At 62.2% G+C, this 21576-nt stretch carries 15 protein-coding genes; 8 read left to right on the top strand and 7 right to left on the bottom strand.

All coding sequences use genetic code 11. From position 1 onward, the window contains the following. Window positions 1-34: 34 nt before the first annotated feature. Entirely contained in the window at window positions 35-2440 is a 2406-nt protein-coding gene (locus tag AC3IYG_RS09180; protein ID WP_489313463.1) for a TonB-dependent receptor, read from the bottom strand. A gap of 389 nt (window positions 2441-2829) precedes the next feature. Here AC3IYG_RS09180 and AC3IYG_RS09175 point away from each other — a divergent pair, with 389 nt between their 5' ends. After that, window positions 2830-3759, top strand: coding sequence for a LysR family transcriptional regulator (locus tag AC3IYG_RS09175; RefSeq protein WP_489313462.1), 930 nt, complete (start codon window positions 2830-2832; stop codon window positions 3757-3759). Here the strand turns inward: AC3IYG_RS09175 and AC3IYG_RS09170 are convergent. Both AC3IYG_RS09170 and AC3IYG_RS09165 read right to left on the bottom strand, forming a co-directional pair. Further along, a complete protein-coding gene (locus tag AC3IYG_RS09170; protein WP_489313461.1) occupies window positions 3738-4073 on the bottom strand; it encodes a putative quinol monooxygenase in 336 nt (111 codons plus the stop codon). The two genes, AC3IYG_RS09175 and AC3IYG_RS09170, sit on opposite strands and share 22 nt — an antisense overlap. 76 nt (window positions 4074-4149) lie before the next feature. Next, window positions 4150-4887, bottom strand: coding sequence for an SDR family oxidoreductase (locus tag AC3IYG_RS09165; protein WP_489313460.1), 738 nt, complete (start codon window positions 4885-4887; stop codon window positions 4150-4152). Window positions 4888-5179: 292 nt separating this feature from the next. Here AC3IYG_RS09165 and AC3IYG_RS09160 point away from each other — a divergent pair, with 292 nt between their 5' ends. After that, window positions 5180-6100 carry an AraC family transcriptional regulator gene (locus tag AC3IYG_RS09160; protein ID WP_489313459.1) on the top strand — a complete coding sequence of 307 codons (921 nt, stop codon included), beginning with the start codon at window positions 5180-5182 and terminating at the stop codon, window positions 6098-6100. Window positions 6101-6199: 99 nt separating this feature from the next. Here AC3IYG_RS09160 and AC3IYG_RS09155 read toward each other — a convergent pair whose 3' ends face one another. Continuing rightward, window positions 6200-7270, bottom strand: coding sequence for an ABC transporter substrate-binding protein (locus AC3IYG_RS09155; RefSeq protein ID WP_489313458.1), 1071 nt, complete (start codon window positions 7268-7270; stop codon window positions 6200-6202). Between the two features lie 321 nt (window positions 7271-7591). Between AC3IYG_RS09155 and AC3IYG_RS09150 the strand changes: the two genes are divergently transcribed. From AC3IYG_RS09150 to AC3IYG_RS09140, 3 genes are read left to right on the top strand one after another with little or no spacing between them, the layout of a single operon-like run. Further along, a complete protein-coding gene (locus AC3IYG_RS09150) occupies window positions 7592-9187 on the top strand; it encodes an ABC transporter permease (protein WP_489313457.1) in 1596 nt (531 codons plus the stop codon). Then, on the top strand, window positions 9184-10044 hold the full coding sequence (locus AC3IYG_RS09145; protein ID WP_489313456.1) for an ABC transporter ATP-binding protein: 861 nt from the start codon (window positions 9184-9186) through the stop codon (window positions 10042-10044). The genes AC3IYG_RS09150 and AC3IYG_RS09145 overlap by 4 nt, the downstream gene beginning before the upstream one ends. Window positions 10045-10092: 48 nt before the next feature. Further along, window positions 10093-11700: an arylsulfatase gene (locus AC3IYG_RS09140; RefSeq protein WP_489313455.1), complete on the top strand. Its 1608-nt coding sequence runs from the start codon at window positions 10093-10095 to the stop codon at window positions 11698-11700. 247 nt (window positions 11701-11947) lie between these two features. Here the strand turns inward: AC3IYG_RS09140 and AC3IYG_RS09135 are convergent, their stop codons facing one another. Continuing rightward, window positions 11948-12580: a TetR family transcriptional regulator gene (locus AC3IYG_RS09135; protein ID WP_489313454.1), complete on the bottom strand. Its 633-nt coding sequence runs from the start codon at window positions 12578-12580 to the stop codon at window positions 11948-11950. A 245-nt stretch (window positions 12581-12825) separates the two neighbouring features. On the opposite strand from AC3IYG_RS09135, the gene AC3IYG_RS09130 reads away from it, so the two are divergent. Genes AC3IYG_RS09130 through adeC form a run of 3 tightly spaced genes read left to right on the top strand, consistent with a single transcriptional unit; the run spans window position 12826 to window position 18569 of the window. Further along, on the top strand, window positions 12826-13989 hold the full coding sequence (locus AC3IYG_RS09130) for an efflux RND transporter periplasmic adaptor subunit (RefSeq protein ID WP_489313453.1): 1164 nt from the start codon (window positions 12826-12828) through the stop codon (window positions 13987-13989). A 3-nt stretch (window positions 13990-13992) separates the two neighbouring features. Then, entirely contained in the window at window positions 13993-17127 is a 3135-nt protein-coding gene (locus AC3IYG_RS09125) for an efflux RND transporter permease subunit (protein ID WP_489313452.1), read from the top strand. Next, complete coding sequence (adeC, locus tag AC3IYG_RS09120; protein WP_489313451.1) at window positions 17124-18569, top strand: AdeC/AdeK/OprM family multidrug efflux complex outer membrane factor; 1446 nt, start codon at window positions 17124-17126, stop codon at window positions 18567-18569. The genes AC3IYG_RS09125 and adeC overlap by 4 nt, the downstream gene beginning before the upstream one ends. Before the next feature lie 181 nt (window positions 18570-18750). Here adeC and AC3IYG_RS09115 read toward each other — a convergent pair whose 3' ends face one another. Beyond that, on the bottom strand, window positions 18751-20121 hold the full coding sequence (locus AC3IYG_RS09115; protein ID WP_489313450.1) for an aspartate aminotransferase family protein: 1371 nt from the start codon (window positions 20119-20121) through the stop codon (window positions 18751-18753). A gap of 70 nt (window positions 20122-20191) precedes the next feature. Then, on the bottom strand, window positions 20192-21538 hold the full coding sequence (locus tag AC3IYG_RS09110; protein ID WP_489313449.1) for a glutamine synthetase family protein: 1347 nt from the start codon (window positions 21536-21538) through the stop codon (window positions 20192-20194). Between the last annotated feature and the right edge of the window lie 38 nt (window positions 21539-21576).

Raw genomic sequence — 21576 nt, 5'->3', positions numbered from 1 at the left:
TATTCCCCTCACTTTGGCTCGGTTGCTTTGTGCTTTAGAAGTCGTAACGCAGGGTCACGCCGGCCGTGCGGGGCTGCCCGACGGAGGCGGTGTAAGACCCGTTCAGGTAGGCGAAAGCGCTCAGGTAATAGTCTTTGTCGGTGACGTTCTTGACCCACAGCGAGGCGTCCAACTGACCGTCGCCCAAGTCGGTGCGCACACCGGTGGAGAGGTTGACCAGGCCGTAGCCATCGATCCTCGACAGGTCGGAGTTATCCAACGTGCCTTCGGCTTCCGAACGGTAGGCGTAGCTGGCGGTGACATAGGGTTCGATGCCGCTGTCCAGTGCCCACTTGTATTCGCCGTTGAGGTTGCCGATCCATTTCGAGGCGCCCACCACCGTCTCGCCGGTCAGGTCGCAGCTCGCCGGCGCGCCCGGTGCGGTGGCGATCTCGCCGGGGCACGGCGCATCCTCGAACGACAGGTAGGTGACGTCGTTGTAGGAACCGTTGACGTTCAGCGTCAAACCACGGGTCAGCAGCGCCGTGGCTTCGAACTCGAGACCGCGGCTGCGGACGCTGCCGGCGTTGGCCAAGACCGAAACCAACGTAGACGTGCCGGGCGGCTGATACAGGGTGGTGGCCTGGTAGCCGTGGATGCCGGTCCAGAAAATGTTGGCGTTCAGCAGCAGGCGACGATCCAGCAAGGTGCTCTTGAACCCCAGCTCGGCATCGTTGGCGCGCTCCGGGCCGACCAGCAGCGAATCGGCGCCGGCGGTTGGCGCACTGCCCACCGCCAGGTTGACCCCGCCGGACTTCTCGCCATGGGCCAGGCTGGCGTAACCGAGTACCTCGTCATTGAATTTGTAGCTCAGGCTCAGCAGAGCCGAAGGCGCGGCGTTGTGCAGGCTGAGGTCACCGGAATCGTAGGCTCCTGCCTGGCCACGCCGGATATTCGCCGCCGCACCGGCCACCACCGCACCGCCGACCGGGGCAAAGCGCTCGACCTTGGCCTCCTTCTCCTCGTAGGTGCCGCGCACCCCGGCCGTGAGGTCCAATCGGTCGGTCAAATGCCAGGTGCCCTGGCCAAACAGCGCATAACTGTCGGTCTCGACTTTGCCGTTGGCTTTGCTGTAGAGGTTATTCAAGGCATTGAGGTTGGCCCCCAGCAGGAACAGGTCGGCTTGCGGGCCGTAATCGGTAAAGGTTTTGTTACCCAGGTTCTGGTTGAACACATAGGCACCGACAACGTAGTCGAAGAAGCCGCCGGTGGGCGAAGCCAGGCGAAACTCCTGGGAGAACTGCCGGTCATGCACTTCCACGCCGGTGTTGTTGATCGCCGAAACATTCAGGCTCTCATCGTTGGCCGGGGTGAAATGCCAGTAGCGGTAGGCGCTGACCGAGGTCAGGGTGTAGCCGCCATTGAGGTTCCAGTTGGCCTCCACCGAACTGCCGCCCTGATGCACGCTGACGTTCTGGCGGCCGTTGATATTGACCTTGTGCCGGTCCGGGTCGGCCACCGGCGAGGCGCCGACCAGCGCCGCACGCTGGCGATAGCGATCCGACTGGCCATACACGACCATGGTGCCGGTGCTGGAATCCTCCTCGTTGTAGTCGTTGATCCAGCGCAGGTTGAAGTCGTCGTTAGGCTGAAACAGCAACTGGCCACGCACACCTTCGCGTGCGCCGCCATTCAAATCGTCGCCGTTATACACGTTCTCGATGTAGCCATCGTCGCGGCTGCGGTAGGCCGACAGGCGCCCGGCGAGGGTTTCGCTCAAGCCGCCGGAGACCGTGCCCTTGCCCTGGAAATAGCCATCCTGGCCGCCCGACACTTCCAGCGTACGCTCAGGGCTGAAGGTCGGCTTTTTGGTGCTGATATTCAGCACGCCGGCGGTGGTGTTCTTGCCGAACAAGGTGCCTTGCGGGCCTCGCAGCAGCTCGATTTGTTCGATGTCGAGCAAGTCGAACACGGCCATCCCCGGCCGCCCGAGGTAGACGTTGTCCAGGTAGATCCCGGCGCTGCCTTCCAGGCCATCGCTGGCCGGGTTGTTGCCGATACCGCGCACCGCCACGCTGGACTGCCGCGCATGGATAAAGGCGACGTTGACGCTCGGCAGCACCTGCTGCAGGTCCTGCACCTTGTAGATGCGCTGGGTCTCCAGGGTCGTGCCGCTCAGGGTGGTGATCGGCGTCGGCACATCTTGCGCATCCTCCTCGCGCCGGCGGGCGGTGACCGTGACCTTTTCCAGGGCCGTGTCGGATTTGACGGCCGGTTTTTCATCCTGTGCCGAGCTGGCATCCTGCGGCTCAGGCGCTGGTTGTACGGCCCAGGCAGCACTCCCTGCGCCTGCGCTCCCCAGCGCCAGCAACAGGGTCAGGGCATATTCCGGGGTCGCCAGGCGGCGCAGGGCCAGAGGCTTGATGAGCCGCGGATTGAAGGTTGAATCAGTCGAACGCATGGTGCAGATCCTTGAAATCATTCGTTCAGCCCGTTGCCAATCGGCAGGCAAAACGATCCCCCACCACTAAACCGTGGTGCTCGAAAAAAAACCGTTGAATGGCGGCGAACCGTTAAAGCGGCGGCGCTGATCAGCGCTTAGGTGCGCCTGCTAGAAAGCAGCGTCAGCAACACATGGAGCGGCTGGCTTTATAGATCCTGTTAGTGCTGGCTTGGGTTGATTTGCCACTGGCCATGCTGGACTCCCTTGTATACACGCCATATCTATATTCATTTAAGATCTAATAAATATAAACATGCTTAATTGACGGAATAAGAGCATGCATTTAAAACCAGCACTCAATCTGCAGCAAATGCCTTCGTCTTATTTTTTCAATGCCAGGAAAGCATATGGATCTCCGCCAATTGCGCTACTTCATAGCCTTGCTCGAACACCGCAGTTTTGTCCGCGCGGCCGATGCGATCGGCATCACGCAACCGGCGTTCAGCCGCAGTATCCAAGGCCTTGAGCAGGCGCTCGGCTGCGCCTTGGTCGACCGTGGCAGCAAGGATTTGCGCCCCACTCCCGAGGGCCAGGTGGTTCTGCAACATGCCTTGCGGCTGGTGCAGGGCGCGGCGAACCTGAGCAATGAGATCAACCAGATGACCAAACTCGATGCCGGCGAACTGCGCTTCGGCTGTGGCCCGGCACCGGCGGTGAAACTGGTGCCGGCGGCCATGGCGCGCTTCGTCAGCGCGCACCCGCGGATCACAACCTCGTTCGAAGTGGACAACTGGGAAAAACTGGGTCGCAGCCTGGCCCGTGAAGAGATCGAATTCTTCATTGCCGACATCAGCCATTTCGAGGGCGATCCGAGCGTTCAAACCCAGGCGCTGACGCCCAAGCGCGGGGTGTTTTTCTGCCGGCCCGGTCACCCGCTGCTGGCCAAGGAAAGCCTGTCGACCAACGACATGTTCGACTATCCGCTGGCGACCCCGAAGATCCCGGCCAGCACGCGCAAATTCCTGGCGAACCTGAGCGGGCGCATGGATTTCACCCCCAGCGTGACCTGCGAGCACATCCCGGCGCTGGTGCAGATCGTGCGCCAGTCGAACGCCATCGGCATCGGCACCGAAGAATGGTTCCGCCTGGAGATCGAGCGCGGCGAGCTGATCGCCTTGCACTGGCGCAACCTGCCGACCAACCTCGATAACCTGCAGGCACGCTGCGGCATCGTCAGCCGCACCGGTTATCGCCTGTCAGCGGCGGCACGCGCAATGATCGCCACCTTGATCGAACTGGACGCTGACAAGAGCGATCAGGAAAAAGCCTTTGCATAAGGGCTGGGCACGTCTGCGACACCCAGCGCGCTGAAGGTATGCAGATCCAGCTCACGTATCAGTTGGTCATCGATGAAACTACCGAACACCTGCAGGTGTGGCGAGTGCAAATAGGCCTGGAGCGCAGCGTTGGATTGCCAGGTGCCCTGCAATAACCACAGGTCGGCATCGGTCCATGAGCGCTGCAGCGCGTAATCGATGCAGCCCGGCTCTTGCAGCGACTGGCGGACCAATAGGTTCAAGCGCACCTGCAACTCTGCGGAGCAGCCGCTGCGGGCGCGGATAAAGGCGAGATTACGGATTTGTTCAGACATGTCCGTCTCCTTGAATGCCAGAAACGACCTTGGCGTCACCACGACGCCAAGGCTGCAACTCATATCGACGAAGCCCTCAGTAAGGACTGGCCGTCGGCCTTACCACCAACTCACTGACATCGACATCCGCCGGTTGCTCGATGGCATAGACGATGGCCCGGGCAATGGCATCGGCAGTGATGGCGATCTTGCGAAAGCCACGCATGGCCTCACGCGCCAATTCATCGGAAATGCTCTCCGCCAGCTCCGACTCAGTAACGCCCGGTGACACCAGGGTGACGCGAATATCACCGCCGACCTCTTGGCGCAGCCCCTCGGAAATCGCCCGTACCGCGTACTTGGTGGCGCAGTAAACGGCCGCCGTCGGGCTTACCGCATAGGCGCCAATCGAGGCGATATTGATGAACTGCCCGCTGTGCTGTTGCTGCATAAGCGGCAGCGCAGCGGCTATGCCGTGCAGAACGCCACGGATATTCACGTCGATCATGCGGTCCCACTCCTCGACCTTGAGTGCCTCGAGCTTCGAGAGCGGCATGACCCCGGCGTTATTCACCAGCACATCGACCCGGCCGAAACGCTGCTGGGCAAAATCGACAAAAGCCTGGGTGTCTTCACGGCTGGTGACATCCAGCCGGCGAAACTCTGCCGTGCCACCGGCGCTGCGTATTTGCGTCACCAGCGCGTCCAGGCGGTCGGTGCGGCGTGCGCCGAGCAGCAGTTGCGCGCCCTGCTCGGCCAACAACCTTGCCGTAGCCTCACCGATGCCACTGCTGGCACCACTGATAAGTACAACCTTGCCTTTGATATTCGCCACGACCAGATCCTCTTCTCGCTGGGGAAAATGACGGCGTCATCGTCGCCGCCATGGATGCAGAGACTACGTAGGCGGGCGGATCGGGGTTATCCGGTTTCTGCCGGGTTCTTGCCTGATCCTGCACAGATTGAATAGAGCGCTGCGACGAGCCCCATGCGGAAAAGGTTCATCACCAAGGCACTTACCCAATCCTGCCGTATGCTTGCCCAATCCTGCTCAATAGCGGCGCACATACTGGATTTGCCCAGCGCGCGCGCACAAGCTGCGGCCCACGCTCAGCAGCAGCGATCGGATGGGATTGGAGGGAATACCGGTGGACACTCAATTGCAGCAGCGCCAAACCGAATTGGCCGCCCTGATCGAACGCTTCACCCAGGTCGATGGCGCCCATGACACCGCCATCGGGCCGCTGAGCCTGATCCGCTTCGAGCAGCCCACGCACAGGGTGCATGGCGTACACCAACCGGCCCTGTGCATCATTGCCCAAGGCCGCAAAGAGGTACGCCTGGGTAGCGAAAGTTATGTGTATGACGCACTGAATTACCTGGTGGTGTCGGTCACCCTGCCCGTTACCGGGCAAGTGATCGAAGCCAGTGAAGATAAACCTTATCTATGCCTGCGCCTGGAACTGGACCCCGCCGAAATCACCCGCATGATTGCCGATGCCGGCCCCGTTGGCCTGCCTGCGCGCCCGGCTAGCCGTGGCCTGTATCTCGACCAGATCGACGCCTCGCTGCTGGATACGGTGCTGCGCCTGACTCGCCTGCTCGACACCCCTCGCGATATCCCGATGCTGGCGCCACTGGCACTGCGCGAGATCTATTACCGCCTGCTGCGCAGCCAACAGGGCCAGCACCTGATTGAAATCGCCATGGCCGACAGCCAATCCCATCGCATCACCCGGGCCATCGAGTGGCTGAATGACAACTTCGAGAAACCACTGCGCATCGAAGAGCTGGCCAGAATCGTCAACCTCAGCACCTCGGCTTTACATCATCGCTTCAAGGCTGTTACGGCGATGAGCCCGCTGCAATATCAAAAGCAATTGCGCCTGCAAGAAGCCCAGCGGCTGATGATGAACGAAGGCCTGGAAGTGGCCGCCGCCGGTTATCGCGTGGGTTACGAAAGCCCATCGCAGTTCAGCCGCGAATACCGACGGCTGTTCGGCGCGGCACCGCTGAAGGATCTGGCACGGCTGAAAAATATCGCCTGATCGACCTCATGAAACGCAGCCCCTCGGCCTGCACGAACACCGTCATTGCCGCCCCGCGGTCGCGAGGACGACGGGGACTGCGTATTCGCAGTGCAAGCGTCAGCGCGCCGCCTGCACCGATGCAGTAGCGCCTCCCCCATCCCGAAGCGCCGCGTCCAGAAACTGAGGTGTCGCCCAGTCGGCAACCTTGAAGGACTTGCGGATCAGCTTCTGTTCGCTGGCCAATTTGATCGAGCCGTCCAGCTTGGTGAGAAAGGCCGCATCCAGTTGCGACTGGAACAGCGTGGCGAGGTTTTCCTCCTTGAGATCGCTCTGCAGGATCACCGGCGGATAGCTCGCCAAGTCCGACACCAACTGGATATAGGCGTCTTTATTGGACTCCTGGCTTGCCCACTGCACGGCCTGCTGCTGGGCCTTGAGCAAGCGGATCACCAGTTGCGGGTAGGCATCGACAAAGGCACCGGAGCCGACGAACACACTCTGCACACTGCCGGCTCCATTCAGGTCTTTGGTCGACAGCGGTATTTCGGCCAGGCCGCGCGCTTTCAAGGCGGTCAGGTTCGCCCCGCCCCAGGTCGCGTCGATCTGCCGGGCCACCAGAGCCGAGGTGGAAGCCGTGAAGTCCAAGTTGATGACCTTGAAATCCTTCTCGCTGAGCCCCTGGGCTGCCAGCGCTGCAGCGAATGACAACTGGGTTGCCGTGCCGCGAAAGAGCGCCACGCGCTTGCCTTTCAAATCCTGCAAGGTCTTGATCCCTGAACCCGGCACCACCCCCAGGTACAGTTTCGCGTCCCGCGCCGTGGCGCTGAGCAAACGGGTATCCAGGCCACTGGACTTGCCGACGATGGCGGCCAGGTCCCCCAGATAAGCGAAGTCCACCTGGCCGTTGGCGAACGCTTCATTGATCGCCGGCCCGGCGCCCTTGAAGAAATTCCACTGGATTTTGATGCCCTCGGCCGCCAGCGCTTTTTCGAAGAGTTGCTGACTGCGCACCACATCGACCACTCCACCACCACTGTGGTTGCTGCCGGCGCTCAGGTCCGGCACTGCGATGCGAATTTCCCTGGGCGCTTCCACGGCGGCTGAAGCCGCCAGCGGAAAGGCGCCGAGCAGGCCGATGAGCACCGGTGAAGCAAAAAGCCCAAGCAAGCTGTTGAGTAGAGTTTTCATAAGGTGACTGCTCTCGACTGTGGTTCAAGCCCGCGCCATGCCGGCCTTTATCGCGACCTTAGGTGCGCCGCATAAAAAACAATAAATACTAATAATTTATTTTTTAGTAACCAAAAGAGATAAGCGAAGACCGACGTGGGCTGCACGCGGGCATGCGGCAAAGGCATAAAAAATATTCTGCAAAGGCATTTGCCGCTGAATACGGGTCGCTCTTAAATGCGGCTTCTTATCCAATTAATACGCAGAAAACTAGATTTTATATTCCTATGAAGAATAACCATAGACAACACGCCAACACCTCGCCGCACAGGGAATACTGAGATGGCCAACTCTTGGACCCTCGCATTGCCAGTGGCTCTGCGCAGCTTCAGGTTCGGCGGTTTGCGCCGTGGCAGCCAGCGCTTGCTGCCCTGGTTGGTGCCTGCCGCGCTGCTCGTGCTGTGGTCATTGGCGAGCCGCTATCAGTGGATGTCCGCGCAAATTCTTCCCTCTCCTGCGCGGGTCTGGCAAAGCGCCGTCGAACTGTCTGCCGCCGAGTTGTGGAGTCACCTGTGGGTCAGTCTGCGGCGGCTGTTCTGGGGGCTGCTCGCCGGCGTCGGCGGCGGCGCCCTGCTCGGCGCCTGGCTGGGGTTCAGCCGCCGGGCGGAGCGGTTGGTTTTCCCGACCTTCAGCGCGCTGGCGCAAATCCCCACACTGGCCTGGATTCCACTGTTCATGCTGCTGTTCGGCATCGGCGAAACCCTCAAGCTGGTGGTACTGGTCAAGGCCGTGGTCGTACCAGTGACCATTCATACCCTGGTGGGCGTGCGCGATGCCCAGCCGAAACTGCGGGAAACCGCTGCGGTACTGCGCCTACCAACTTATTTATTGATCTGGCGGCTGGTGCTGCCCGCAGCACTGCCCTCGTTCATGGCCGGCCTGCGTCTGGCCCTGGCCACCGGTTGGGCATCGCTGCTGGCGGTGGAGCTGCTGGCCTCCAGCGAAGGCCTCGGTTACCTGATGGTCTGGGGACGCCAGTTGCTCATGCTGGATATGGTGTTCGTCTGCATCCTGGTGATCGGTCTGGTCGGCGTACTGATGGAGCGCGGCATCAACGCCCTTGAGCAGCGTCTGGTGTTCTGGCCACACCCGCCCACCGCGGCATTCAGCCGTCGCCCACATGGCCAAGGCTGTCAGCGCCTGCAAGGCTGGCTGCTGCCGCTGGCCTTGTTGACGCTCTGGCAACTGCTCAGCCAGCAGTCGTGGGTCGACAGCAATATCCTGGTCGCGCCCTCGGCCGTGTTGCACAGCACCTACCTCGGCCTGCGTGATGGCAGCCTGCTGCACGCCATGGGCAGCAGCCTGGCGCGCACGCTGGGCGGCCTGGCGCTGGGCGGCGGCAGTGGATTTCTGCTCGGCCTGCTGCTCGGCTTGTCGCGGCGTAGCGATCGCCTGCTCGGCCCCAGTCTGGCGGCGCTGAGGCAGATTGCGATCTTCGCCTGGGTACCGCTGTTGACCGCCTGGTTCGGCCTTGGCGAGCTGGCCAAGCTGGTGTTCGTCGGCCTGGCCGCGTTCTTCCCATTGTTCATCGCCACCCAGCGCGGCGTCCGCAACCTCTCGCCGCAACTGCGCGAAGCGGCGCAAGCCATGCGCCTGAGCCTGCCGCAACGCTTGCGGCTGCTGATCCTGCCCGGCGCCACGCCGGCGATCTTCGCCGGGCTGCGCCTGGGGCTGATCTACGCCTGGCTCGGTACCATTGGCGCGGAATACTTCATGCCCTCTGGTGGCGGCATCGGCAGCCTGATGATTGGCGCGCAGCAGCTGTTTCGCATGGACCAGGTGATGGCCGGGATGCTGCTGGTCGGCCTGACCGGCGCCGCCCTCAACGCCCTCGGACAACAGATCGAAGCGCGTGCAACGCGCTGGAGAAACGCATGAATTCCTTTACCCCGCCCTTGGCAACGCAAACGGTTAGTTCGCTGGAAATACCCACGGTGCGCTTCAGCCACGTCGGCAAAGTCTTCGAAGTCGATGGCGGCGAGCTGGAAGCCATCCGCGAGTTCAACCTGGCTATCCGCCAAGGCGAATTCGTCGCCATCGTCGGCTCCAGCGGCTGCGGCAAATCGACCCTGCTGCGCTTGCTGGTCGGGCTGGACACGGCGTTTCGCGGTGAAATTCAGGTCGATGGCCAAGCCGTCACCGGCATCAGTGCCGAGCGCGGCATCGTGTTCCAGGAACACCGACTGTTCCCCTGGCTGACGGTGGAACAGAACATCGGGCTCGGACTGGTCAATGAACACCTGAACCAGGCCGAGCGCTTTCGCCGGGTCAACGAGTTCATCCAGCTGGTCGGTCTGCACGGCTTCGAACGCGCTTACCCGCATCAACTCTCCGGCGGCATGGCCCAACGCGTGGCGATCGCCCGCGGCTTGGTCGCCAGCCCGCGGATTCTCTTGCTCGACGAGCCGTTCGGCGCGCTCGACGCCCTGACCCGGCAACAGATGCAGGACGAGCTGCTGGCCATTCGCGCACGGGCACAGATCACCACGCTGCTGGTCACCCACGATGTCGAGGAAGCGATCTTCCTCGCCGACCGCGTGGTGGTGATGGCGCCACGGCCGGGGCGAATAAAGCGCGTAGTCGAGATCGACCTTCCACATCCACGCACCCGCAGCAGCTTCGAGTTCCATCAGCTGCGCGAGGAACTGCTGCACGAGCTGACCAGCGACGGTGAATACCAGTCGCCGCCGGTGGTGCGCGTCGAGGACCTGCCACTGGCTTATATCGCCTATTAACGCCCCCTGCATTTTTTCATCAGTCGAACTGTTTGAGGATCACTTGTCATGAGTAACCGTCCCAACTTCCTGGTCATCGTCGCCGACGACCTTGGCTTCTCCGATCTGGGTGCCTTCGGTGGCGAAATCGCCACGCCGAACCTCGATGCGCTGGCGCACGCCGGCCTGCGCCTGACCGACTTCCACACTGCGCCGACCTGCTCGCCAACCCGTTCGATGCTGCTCACCGGCACCGACCACCATATCGCCGGCATTGGCGCCATGGCCGAGGCGTTGACGCCCGAGCTGATCGGCAAGCCCGGTTACGAGGGCTACCTGAACGACCGCGTCGTGGCCTTGCCGGAGTTGTTGCGCGAGGCCGGTTACCAGACCTTGATGAGTGGCAAATGGCACCTCGGCCTGACCGCCGAGCTGGCGCCGCATGCCCGCGGCTTCGAGCGCTCCTTCTCGCTGCTGCCAGGCGCGGCCAACCATTACGGGTTTGAGCCGACCTACGACGACAACACCCCAGGCCTGCTGAAATCCACGCCGGCGCTGTATATCGAGGATGACCAGTTCGTCGCCGAGTTGCCGGCCGACTTCTATTCCTCCGATGCCTTTGGCGACAAGCTGATCCAGTACCTGAAAGAGCGCGACCAGGGCCGGCCGTTCTTCGCCTACCTGCCCTTCTCCGCGCCGCACTGGCCGTTGCAGGCACCCAAGGAGGTGGTCGACAAGTACCACGGCCGCTATGACGCCGGCCCGGAAGTGCTGCGCCAGGAGCGCCTGGCCAAGCTCAAGGCGCTCGGGCTGGTCGATGCCAATGTACAGGCGCATCCGGTGCTGGCACTGAACAAGGAATGGCAACAGCTCAGCGACGATGAACGACAGAAGTCCGCACGGACCATGGAGGTCTACGCAGCGATGGTCGAGCGCATGGACTGGAACATCGGCCGGGTGGTCGACTACCTGCGCAACCAAGGCCAGCTGGACAACACCTTTATCCTGTTCATGTCCGACAACGGCGCCGAGGGTTTGCTGCTGGAAGCCTTCCCCAAGTTCGGCCCGGAACTGCTGACCTACCTGAACCAGCATTACGACAACAGCCTGGAGAATATCGGCCGCGCCAACTCCTATGCCTGGTACGGCCCGCGCTGGGCACAGGCGGGCACCGCCCCGTCACGGCTGTACAAGGCCTTCACCACCGAGGGCGGGATCCGCGTGCCGGCGCTGGTGCGCTACCCGGCGTTGCAGCGCCAGGGGCAGATCAGTAGCAAATTCAGCACGGTGATGGACATCACCCCGACCATTCTCGACCTGGCTGGCGTGCGCCACCCCGGCAAACACTGGCGCGGCCGGGAAGTCGCGGAGCCGCGTGGCAAGTCGTGGCTGGGCTACCTCAGCGGCGAGACCGAGCAGGTGCATGACGAACATACCGTGACCGGCTGGGAGTTGTTCGGAATGCGCGCGATTCGCCAGGGCGATTTGAAGGCCGTCTATCTGCCGGCACCGGTCGGCCCGGCGACATGGCAGCTGTATGACCTGGCCAAGGATCCGGGCGAGATCCACGACCTGGCAGGCACGCAGCCAGAGAAGCTGGAAGCGCTGCTCGGGCATTGGCAGCAGTATGTCGAGGAAACCGGGGTGATCCTGAGCAAATCACCGTTCCAACCTTGATCGGTTGCCGATAAACAGCGGGCGTAGCAGGCTGGATGAAGGTTACTGCGCTCGGTTGTACGGCTCGGTAAGTGGGAGAAACTTTAGCTGCGCCGGTGGGTTGGCGATCTTTCGCGGCTGAAGCCGCTCCCACACACAGCGCCGTTGGGAGGCATCTACTCGCGCCGATCGGAGCCGGATGTCGGTTTCACTTCGTCATACCCGCAATGGCGCAAACCCAGAAAACTGCGAAGTCGGAGCCCAACGCTCAACCGCACAGGCTCGGGCTCAACCGCAGCATATCCAGCGCCGCATCGACCATCCGCTCGGCCTCGTGCGCCAGCTCAAAGCTTTCCGGCGTCAGCAGCCATTTGGCCAGGACACCGTCGATAAAGGCATGCAGGCAAATAGCCGCGCGCCAGGTGTCGAGGTTGGCCGGCAACTGCCCCTTGTTGACCGCATTGCGCAGGGATACCTCGATGCGCAGGTCGCACTCGCGACTGTTCTCCTGCATCTGCTGGCGCAGATCACCGAGCTCGTCGGTGTATTCGCACTTGTGAAACAGTATCTCGTTGGTCCGGCGCACCTGCGGATCATTCGCGGCCTGGCTGAACAGGTGAACCAGCAGCTCGCGCACACGGCCCAGCGGGTCCGGTTCGCTCGCGCTTTCGCCAGCTCTGGCCAACTCCTGCAATGGCAGGTGCAAGCGCTCGAGCATGGCCTGAAACACGTCGGTCTTGTTGCTGAAGTGCCAGTAGATGGCGCCACGCGAGACCCCGGCCACTTCGGCGATCTGCGCCAGCGTCGTGCGCCCGACTCCCTGCTCGTAAAAAGTCTTTTCCGCCGCGTCGAGTATCTGGCTGCGCGTCTCCTGCGCTTCTTCTTTAGTGCGTCTGACCATTGGAGTGAAACCTCAATTGATGAAGCTGCCGGGTCACCTGCCCCGACCAAACCTGCTGGGCAACAGCGCTGACACCCATTCCAAAGCGGCTGGGCGTTTGTCGAACTTTTGTAAAAGTAGATTGAAAGACGTTTACAAACAAGCGTGAACGTAAGTATATTCCTTAGCATCCTATCTATCCAGCCTTAAAAGCACAGTCAATTACCCCTCAGAGCCCTCACCGCTCTTATCGAACCGAGGCCCTCATGCACTTCAAGCCAGCCCTTACCGCCCTGGTCACTGCCGTCGCACTGGCAACGCTGATGCTCAGCGGCTGCGAGAAGCAAGCCGCAGCACCCGCGCCACAAACCCCGCAAGTCGGGGTTGTGACCCTGCAACCGCAAGCCTTTGCACTGGTCACCGAGTTGCCGGGACGCACCAATGCTTATCGAGTGGCTGAGGTTCGCCCGCAGGTCAATGGCATCATTCTCAAGCGCCTGTTCATCGAAGGCCGCGAGGTCAAGGCCGGGCAGCAGCTGTACCAGATCGACCCCTCGGTCTACGAAACGACCCTGAAAAGTGCCGAGGCGACCCTGCAATCGGCCAAGTCACTCTCCGACCGCTACAAGCAATTGGTCGACGAGCAGGCTGTCAGCCGCCAGGAATACGACGACGCGCACGCCAAGCGCCTGCAAGCCGAGGCCAGCCAGCAAAGCGCGAAAATCGACCTGCGCTACACCAAGGTGCTGGCGCCGATCTCCGGTCGCATCGGCCGTTCCGCGGTCACCGAGGGCGCATTGGTCAGCAATGGCCAGAGCGATGCCATGGCCGTGATCCAGCAGCTCGACCCGATTTACGTCGACGTCACCCAGTCGTCGGTGGAGATGCTCAAGCTGCGCCGTGAGCTGGACGCGGGCCGCTTGCAGAAAGCCGGCGATAACGCCGCCAAGGTCAAGCTGATCCTCGAGGACGGCAGCCCGTACGCCAAGGAAGGTACGCTGGAGTTCTCCGAAGTCTCGGTCGATCAGGGCACCGGTTCGGTGACCCTGCGCGCCGTGTTCCCCAACCCCGAGCACGATCTGCTGCCGGGGATGTTCGTCCATGCGCAATTGCTGTCCGGGATCAACAGCCAGGCCATCCTCGCGCCGCAACAAGGCGTGACCCGCAACCTCAAAGGCCAGCCCACCGCCCTGGTGGTGAACCAGGACAACAAGGTCGAACTGCGTGAACTCAAGGCCGACCGCACCCTGGGCAATCAGTGGCTGATCAGCGCAGGCTTGAACGCCGGCGATCGCCTGATCACCGAAGGCCTGCAATTCGTCAAACCGGGTATCGACGTGCACGCCCGTGAGGCGACCAATGTGCAGGCCGCCAGCCTGGCCCCTGCCCTGGCTCCGACCACTGCAAAAGCCGGCGGCCAAGGGGAATAAACCATGTCGAAATTCTTTATCGACCGTCCAATCTTCGCCTGGGTGATTGCCCTGGTGATCATGCTGGTCGGCGCCCTGTCGATCCTCAAGCTGCCGATCAACCAATACCCGAGCATCGCGCCACCGGCCATCTCGATTTCCGTGACCTACCCGGGCGCCTCGGCGCAAACCGTGCAGGACACCGTGGTGCAGGTCATCGAGCAGCAGCTCAACGGCATCGACAACCTGCGCTACGTATCCTCGGAAAGTAACTCCGATGGCAGCATGACCATCACCGCCACCTTCAATCAGGGCACCAACCCGGATACTGCCCAGGTGCAGGTGCAGAACAAGCTCAACCTGGCGACCCCGCTACTGCCGCAAGAAGTGCAGCAGCAAGGGATTCGTGTCACCAAGGCGGTGAAGAACTTCCTGATGGTGATCGGCCTGGTTTCCGAAGACGGCAGCATGACCCGGGATGACCTGGCCAACTACATCGTCTCCAACATGCAGGATCCACTCTCGCGCACCGCCGGCGTCGGCGACTTCCAGGTGTTTGGCGCCCAGTACGCCATGCGTATCTGGCTCGACCCGGCCAAGCTGAACAACTTCAGCCTGACGCCGGTCGACGTCAAAACCGCGATAGCCGCGCAGAACGTGCAGATTTCCTCGGGCCAGCTCGGCGGCTTGCCAGCCATCCAAGGCCAGCAACTGAACGCCACCATCATCGGCAAAACCCGCCTGCAAAGCGCCGAGCAGTTCCAGAACATCCTGCTGAAGGTCAACCGTGACGGTTCGCAGGTACGCCTCGGCGATGTCGCCCGCATCGAGCTGGGGGGCGAAAGCTACAGCATCAACGCCCAGTTCAACGGCAAGCCGGCTTCCGGCCTGGCGATCAAACTGGCCAGTGGTGCCAACGCCCTGGATACGGCCAAAGCGATCCGCGCCACCATCGCCGACCTCGAACCCTTCTTTCCGCCCGGCATGAAAGCGGTCTACCCGTACGACACCACGCCCGTGGTCACCGAATCGATTTCCGGTGTGCTGCACACCCTGGCTGAAGCCATCGTGCTGGTGTTCCTGGTGATGTACCTGTTCCTGCAGAACTTGCGCGCCACCATCATCACCACCATGACCGTGCCCGTGGTTCTGCTCGGCACCTTCGGCATCCTTGCGGCCTTCGGCTTCAGCATCAACACCCTGACCATGTTCGGCATGGTGCTGGCCATCGGCTTGCTGGTGGACGATGCCATCGTCGTGGTGGAAAACGTCGAGCGGGTGATGACCGAGGAAGGCCTGTCGCCCAAGGAAGCCACGCGCAAATCCATGGGCCAGATCCAGGGCGCACTGGTCGGTATCGCCTTGGTGCTGTCGGCGGTACTGCTGCCGATGGCGTTCTTCAGCGGCTCCACCGGGGTGATCTACAAGCAGTTCTCGATCACCATCGTCTCGGCCATGGCGCTGTCGGTGCTGGTTGCATTGATCTTCACGCCGGCGCTCTGCGCGACCATGCTTTCGCCAATCAAAAAGGGCGAGCACGGCACGCCCAAACGCGGCTTCTTCGGCTGGTTCAACCGCAGCTTCGACCGCAGCGTGAAAAGCTACGAGCGCGGCGTCGGCAACATGCTCAAGCACAAGGCGCCCTACCTGCTGGCCTATGTGATCATCGTGGTCGGCATGATCTGGCTGTTCACCCGCATCCCCACTGCGTTCCTGCCGGAAGAAGATCAGGGTGTGCTCTTCGCCCAGGTGCAGACCCCGGCCGGTTCCAGCGCCGAGCGCACCCAAGTGGTGGTCGATCAGATGCGCGACTACCTGCTCAAGGACGAAGCGGCCACGGTCAGCTCGGTGTTCACCGTCAACGGCTTCAACTTCGCCGGGCGCGGGCAAAGCTCGGGGCTGGCCTTCATCATGCTCAAGCCGTGGGATGAACGCTCGGCGGAAAACAGCGTGTTCGAACTGGCCAAGCGCGCGCAGATGCACTTCTTCAGCTTCCGCGATGCCATGGTCTTCGCCTTCGCCCCGCCTGCGGTGCTCGAACTGGGCAACGCCAGCGGCTTCGATATCTTCCTGCAGGACCGTGCCGGTGTCGGCCACGACAAACTGATGGAAGCGCGCAACCAGTTCCTCGGCATGGCGGCACAAAGCAAAGTACTGACCAGCGTGCGGCCCAACGGCTTGAACGATGAACCGCAGTACCAGCTGAGCGTCGATGACGAACGTGCCAGCGCACTGGGCGTGACCCTGTCGAACATCAACGACACACTGTCGATCGCCCTCGGCGGCAGCTATGTGAACGACTTCATCGACCGCGGCCGAGTGAAGAAGGTCTACATCCAAGGCGAAGCCGGCTCGCGGATGAACCCCGAAGACCTGAAGAAATGGTACGTGCGCAACGATGCCGGCGAGATGGTGCCCTTCTCGGCCTTCGCCAGCGGCGAGTGGATCTATGGCTCCCCCAAACTGTCGCGCTACAACGGCGTAGCGGCAATGGAAATCCTCGGTGCTCCGGCGCCCGGTTACAGCTCGGGCGACGCCATGGCCGAAGTCGAGGCCATCGCCAAGCAGCTACCGACCGGTATCGGCTACTCCTGGACCGGCCTGTCCTACGAGGAGCGCCTGTCCGGCTCGCAAGCGCCGGCGCTGTACGCACTGTCGTTGCTGATGGTGTTCCTCTGCCTGGCCGCCCTCTATGAAAGTTGGTCGATTCCGATCGCGGTCATGCTCGTGGTGCCCTTGGGGGTGATCGGCGCGCTGATGGCGACCAGCCTGCGCGGGCTGTCCAACGACGTGTATTTCCAGGTTGGCCTGCTGACCACCATCGGCCTGGCGGCGAAAAACGCCATCCTGATCGTCGAGTTCGCCAAGGAGTTGCACGAGCAAGGGCGAACCCTGATGGAAGCGGCGATCGAGGCCTGCCGCATGCGCCTGCGACCGATCATCATGACGTCCATGGCCTTCATCCTCGGCGTCGTGCCGCTGGCGATCTCCAGTGGCGCCGGCTCGGGGAGCCAACATGCGATCGGCACCGGGGTGATCGGCGGCATGCTCACCGCCACCGTGCTGGCGATCTTCTGGGTGCCGTTGTTCTTCGTCACGGTCTCCTCGCTGTTCAAAAGCAAAACGACCGAACTCACCACCGAGGAGGCTAGCCAATGAGCAAGTCCCTACTGTCCATTGCCGTAGCCGCGTTGATTCTCGGCGGCTGCTCGCTGATACCGGATTACCAGCAACCTGAAACGCCGGTGGCCGCACAGTGGCCGCAAGGCCCGGCCTACTCGCCCAACGAGGTGGCCGACATCGCCGCAGCCGAGCAAGGCTGGCGGCAGTTCTTCCATGACCCGGCGCTGCAACAGCTGATTCAGACCGCGCTGGTCAACAACCGCGACCTGCGCGTGGCAGCGCTGAATCTCGATGCCTATCGGGCGCAGTACCGCATTCAACGTGCCGACTTGTTCCCGGCGGTCTCGGCCGACGGTTCAGGTACACGCCAGCGCACGCCGGCGGATCTGTCACAAACAGACAAAGCGGCTACCAGCGGCCAATACTCGGCAACCCTGGGCGTCAGCGCCTATGAGCTTGACCTGTTCGGGCGTATTCGCAGCCTCAGCGAGGAGGCGCTGCAGACCTACTTCTCCAGCGAGCAAGCGCGGCGCAGCACGCAACTGAGCCTGGTGGCCAGCGTCGCCAATGCCTACCTGACCTGGTGCGCCGACCAGGAACTGCTGGCGTTGACCCAGGAAACCCTGAAAACCTACGAAGACAGCTATCGCCTGACCACCCGCAGCAACGAAGTCGGTGTGGCCTCGGCGCTCGATCTCAGCCAGTCGCGCACCGCCGTCGAAGGCGCGCGGGTCACGCTGGCGCAGTACCAGCGCCTGGTTGCCCAGGACCGCAACAACCTGGCCCTGTTGCTCGGCACCAGCCTGCCCGACAACCTGCCGACCAGCCAGCCATTGGCCGCCGACCTGCTCAGCGAAGTGCCGGCCGGCCTACCTTCGGACCTGCTGCAACGACGCCCGGACATCCTCGAGGCGGAATACCTGCTCAAGGCGGCCAATGCCAATATCGGTGCGGCGCGCGCGGCGTTCTTCCCAAGCATCAGCCTGACCGCCAATGCCGGCACCAGCAGTTCGGACCTGTCCGGATTGTTCAACGGCGGTTCGGGCAGCTGGCTGTTCCAACCGCAGATCAGCCTGCCGATCTTCAATGCCGGCAGCCTGCGGGCCAGCCTGGATTACTCGAAGATCCAGAAGGACATCCGCGTCGCGCAGTACGAGAAATCGATCCAGACCGCCTTCCAGGAAGTCTCCGACGGCCTGACCGCGCGCCAGACCTACAACCAGCAATTGGCTGCCCAGCGCGATCTGGTCAGTGCCAACCAGGACTACTACCGCTTGGCCGAGCGCCGCTACCGCACCGGCATCGACAGCAACCTGACCTTCCTCGACGCCCAGCGCTCATTGTTCAGCGCCCAGCAAGCGTTGATCAGCGACCGTCTGGCGCAACTCAGCAGCGAGGTCAATCTGTATAAATCGTTGGGCGGCGGCTGGCTGGAACAAAGCGCGGTACCCGCGACAGGCGTGGCGCCGCAGTCCTGACTTTTGCTACCAGGAATAAAAAAGCCCGCCTTATTGGGTGGAATACCGTTCACGTAAGCAGGTGCCTACGCGTTTCTGTCCCCTCGCCCCTCTGGGGAGAGGGGCGCCATGCGTGCATGGCCTTCAGTGAACGGCATTCCACCTTATCTGGCAGGCTTTTTATGACGACCTGAGGCTCAGTTCAAGCCTGGATATCCCTGGCGGTCAGGTCCAGGCATAGACGCGCCTTGGCCACCAGCTCGTCGATTTCTGCTTTGCTGATCACCAGCGGCGGCGAAATGATCATGGTGTCGCCCACCGCGCGCATGATCAGACCGTTATTAAAGCAGTGACCGCGGCAAATCATGCCCACACCCTTGCCTTCGAAACGCGCGCGGGTCTGTTTGTTCTTCACCAGCTCGATCGCGCCGAGCATGCCCACACCGCGCACTTCACCCACCAGCGGGTGATCCGCCAGCTCACGCAACCGCTTTTGCAAATACGGTGCCGTTTCTTCGCGCACGCGCTCGAGAATCCGTTCTTCGCGCAGGATGCGGAGGTTTTCCAGCGCCACCGCCGCTGCCACCGGGTGCCCGGAGTAGGTGAAGCCGTGGTTGAAGTCGCCGCCCTCGTTGAGCACCTCGACGACCTTGTCGCTGACGATCAGGCCACCCATGGGGATGTAGCCCGAGGTCAGGCCCTTGGCGATGGTCATCAAGTCCGGGCTGTTGCCGTAGTAGTCGCTGCCGAACCATTCGCCGGTGCGGCCGAAACCACAGATCACTTCGTCGGCGACGAACAGGATGTCGTACTTGGCGAGGATCTCGCGGATCTTCGGCCAGTAGCTGTCTGGCGGAATGATCACCCCGCCGGCGCCCTGGATCGGCTCGGCGATAAAGGCCGCAACGTTCGCTTCGCCGACTTCGAGGATTTTCTTTTCCAGCTGTTCGGCGGCCCAGATGCCGAACTCGTCCGGGCTCATGTCGCCGCCTTCACCGAACCAGTACGGCTGCGCAATGTGCACGATGCCCGGGATCGGCAGGTCGCCCTGCTCGTGCATGTAGGTCATGCCACCCAGGCTGGCGCCGGCCACGGTGGAGCCGTGGTAGCCGTTGAGGCGGCTGATGATGACCTTCTTCTGCGGCTGGCCTTTGATCGCCCAGTAGTGGCGCACCATGCGCAGCATGGTGTCGTTGCCTTCGGAACCCGAGCCGGTGAAGAACACGTGGTTCATGCCCGGCGGGGCGATCTCGGCAAGCGCCTTGGCCAGTTCGAGCACCGGCGGGTGCGCGGTCTGGAAGAACAGGTTGTAGAAGGGCAGCGCTTTCATCTGCTGGCTGGCGGCTTCGGCCAGCTCGTCGCGGCCATAACCGATCGCCACGCACCAGAGCCCGGCCATGGCGTCGAGGATCTTGTTGCCCTCGCTGTCCCAGATGTACACCCCGTCGGCCTTGGTAATGATCCGCGGGCCCTTCTCTTTCAGCTGCTTGAAGTCGCTGAAGGGGGCCAGGTGATGGTCGTTGCTAAGCGCCTGCCACTCGAGAGTCTGCGGGTTAGTCACTTGCTTGCTCATGTTTGATTCCTACCGTCTTGCAGCACAGATCCAGGGAACGCTCGCGGTGCTCTGAACCGCGAACTGCCGTTTACAGAAACCAGCGGTATTCGCGCGCACTGATTTCCTGCATGAACGCCAGATGATCCTGACGCTTGTTTTCGCAATAGACGTCGACGAACTCCGCGCCCAAGCCCTCGCGCAGCTGCGGCTGATGCTGCATCGCACGCACGGCTTCAAGCATTTCCACGGGAAAATCGAGGCCGCTGCTGCGGTCTTCATTCAACGGTGCGATCGGTTCGCGGGCATTGCTCAGGCCTTCTTCAAGACCGACGAGAATGGCAGCCAATACTAGATACGGATTGGCATCCGCGCCTGCGATACGGTGTTCGATACGTAGATTTTTCGGGTCGGACTCGGGAATCCGCACGCAAGCGTCGCGGTCCTCATAACCCCAACTGGCGCGAGTCGCGGCGTTCACTGTGCCACCGAGGCGGCGGTAGGCGTTTTGATTTGGAGCAAAGATTGGCATGCAATGCGGCAGCAATTCCAGGCAACCGGCCACGGCATGGCGCAGCGCCCGCTGCTGATTGGCCGCCAGCAGGTTGTTGCCCTGCGCGTCATACAGGCTGACATGCACGTGCATGCCACTGCCCGGGTGCTGCAGGTAAGGCTTGGCCATGAAGCTGGCGCGGTAGCCATGCTTGAGCGCCACGCCACGGGTGCTGCGGCAGAACAACGCCGCCCAGTCGGCAGCCCGCAGGCCGTCATCGAGGTGGCCGAAGTTGATTTCGAACTGACCGGGCCCAAGCTCGGCGGTGATCACCGTGGTGTCGATGCCCTGAGCCCGTGCGGTTTCGACCATGTCGTCGAGCACCGGCGAGAACCGCGACAAGCGCTCGATGTGCATATTCGGCTGGTCGTCACCGTCATCCGACAGGTGATCGCGCGGGAATTGCGGCTGGCCGTCGCGCAACTGTTTATCGAACAGGTAGAACTCCAGCTCGAAGGCCACCACCGGATGAATGCCTTTGCCACGCAAACGCTCCAGCACCTGCGCCAGTACTTCGCGCGGTTCGAAAACGATCGGCGCCGCGGTGCCGTCCGAAGTGATCAGCATCTGCCCCAGCGGCTGCGCTTCCCAGCTCACCGGCTTCAGCGTACCGGGCACCAGGCGGCGCGGCGCATCCGGGTCGCCATCGTTGAAGCAGTAATCGCCGATTTTGAACAACCCGCCCTGCACGCCCAGTAGTACGCAGTTCTGCGGCAACTTCAAGGCGCTGCCGGCGGCGACCTTTTCGAGCATTTCCACCGGGTAGCGCTTGCCGTAGAAATGCCCGGGAATGTCCAGGGAAATCAGGTCGACGTAGCGCACCTCCGGGTAGCGCTGGCGAAAGGCTTGCACTTCGGCCAACAGGTCGTAACAGGCAGCATTCATGGTGGTACTTCCTTCACGCTTGAGCGGTGTCATCAGGT

The organism is Pseudomonas sp. KH_027, assembly GCF_057838565.1.
The sequence above is the reverse complement of the archived record's forward strand: the minus strand, read 5'-3'. Positions and strand labels throughout refer to the sequence as shown.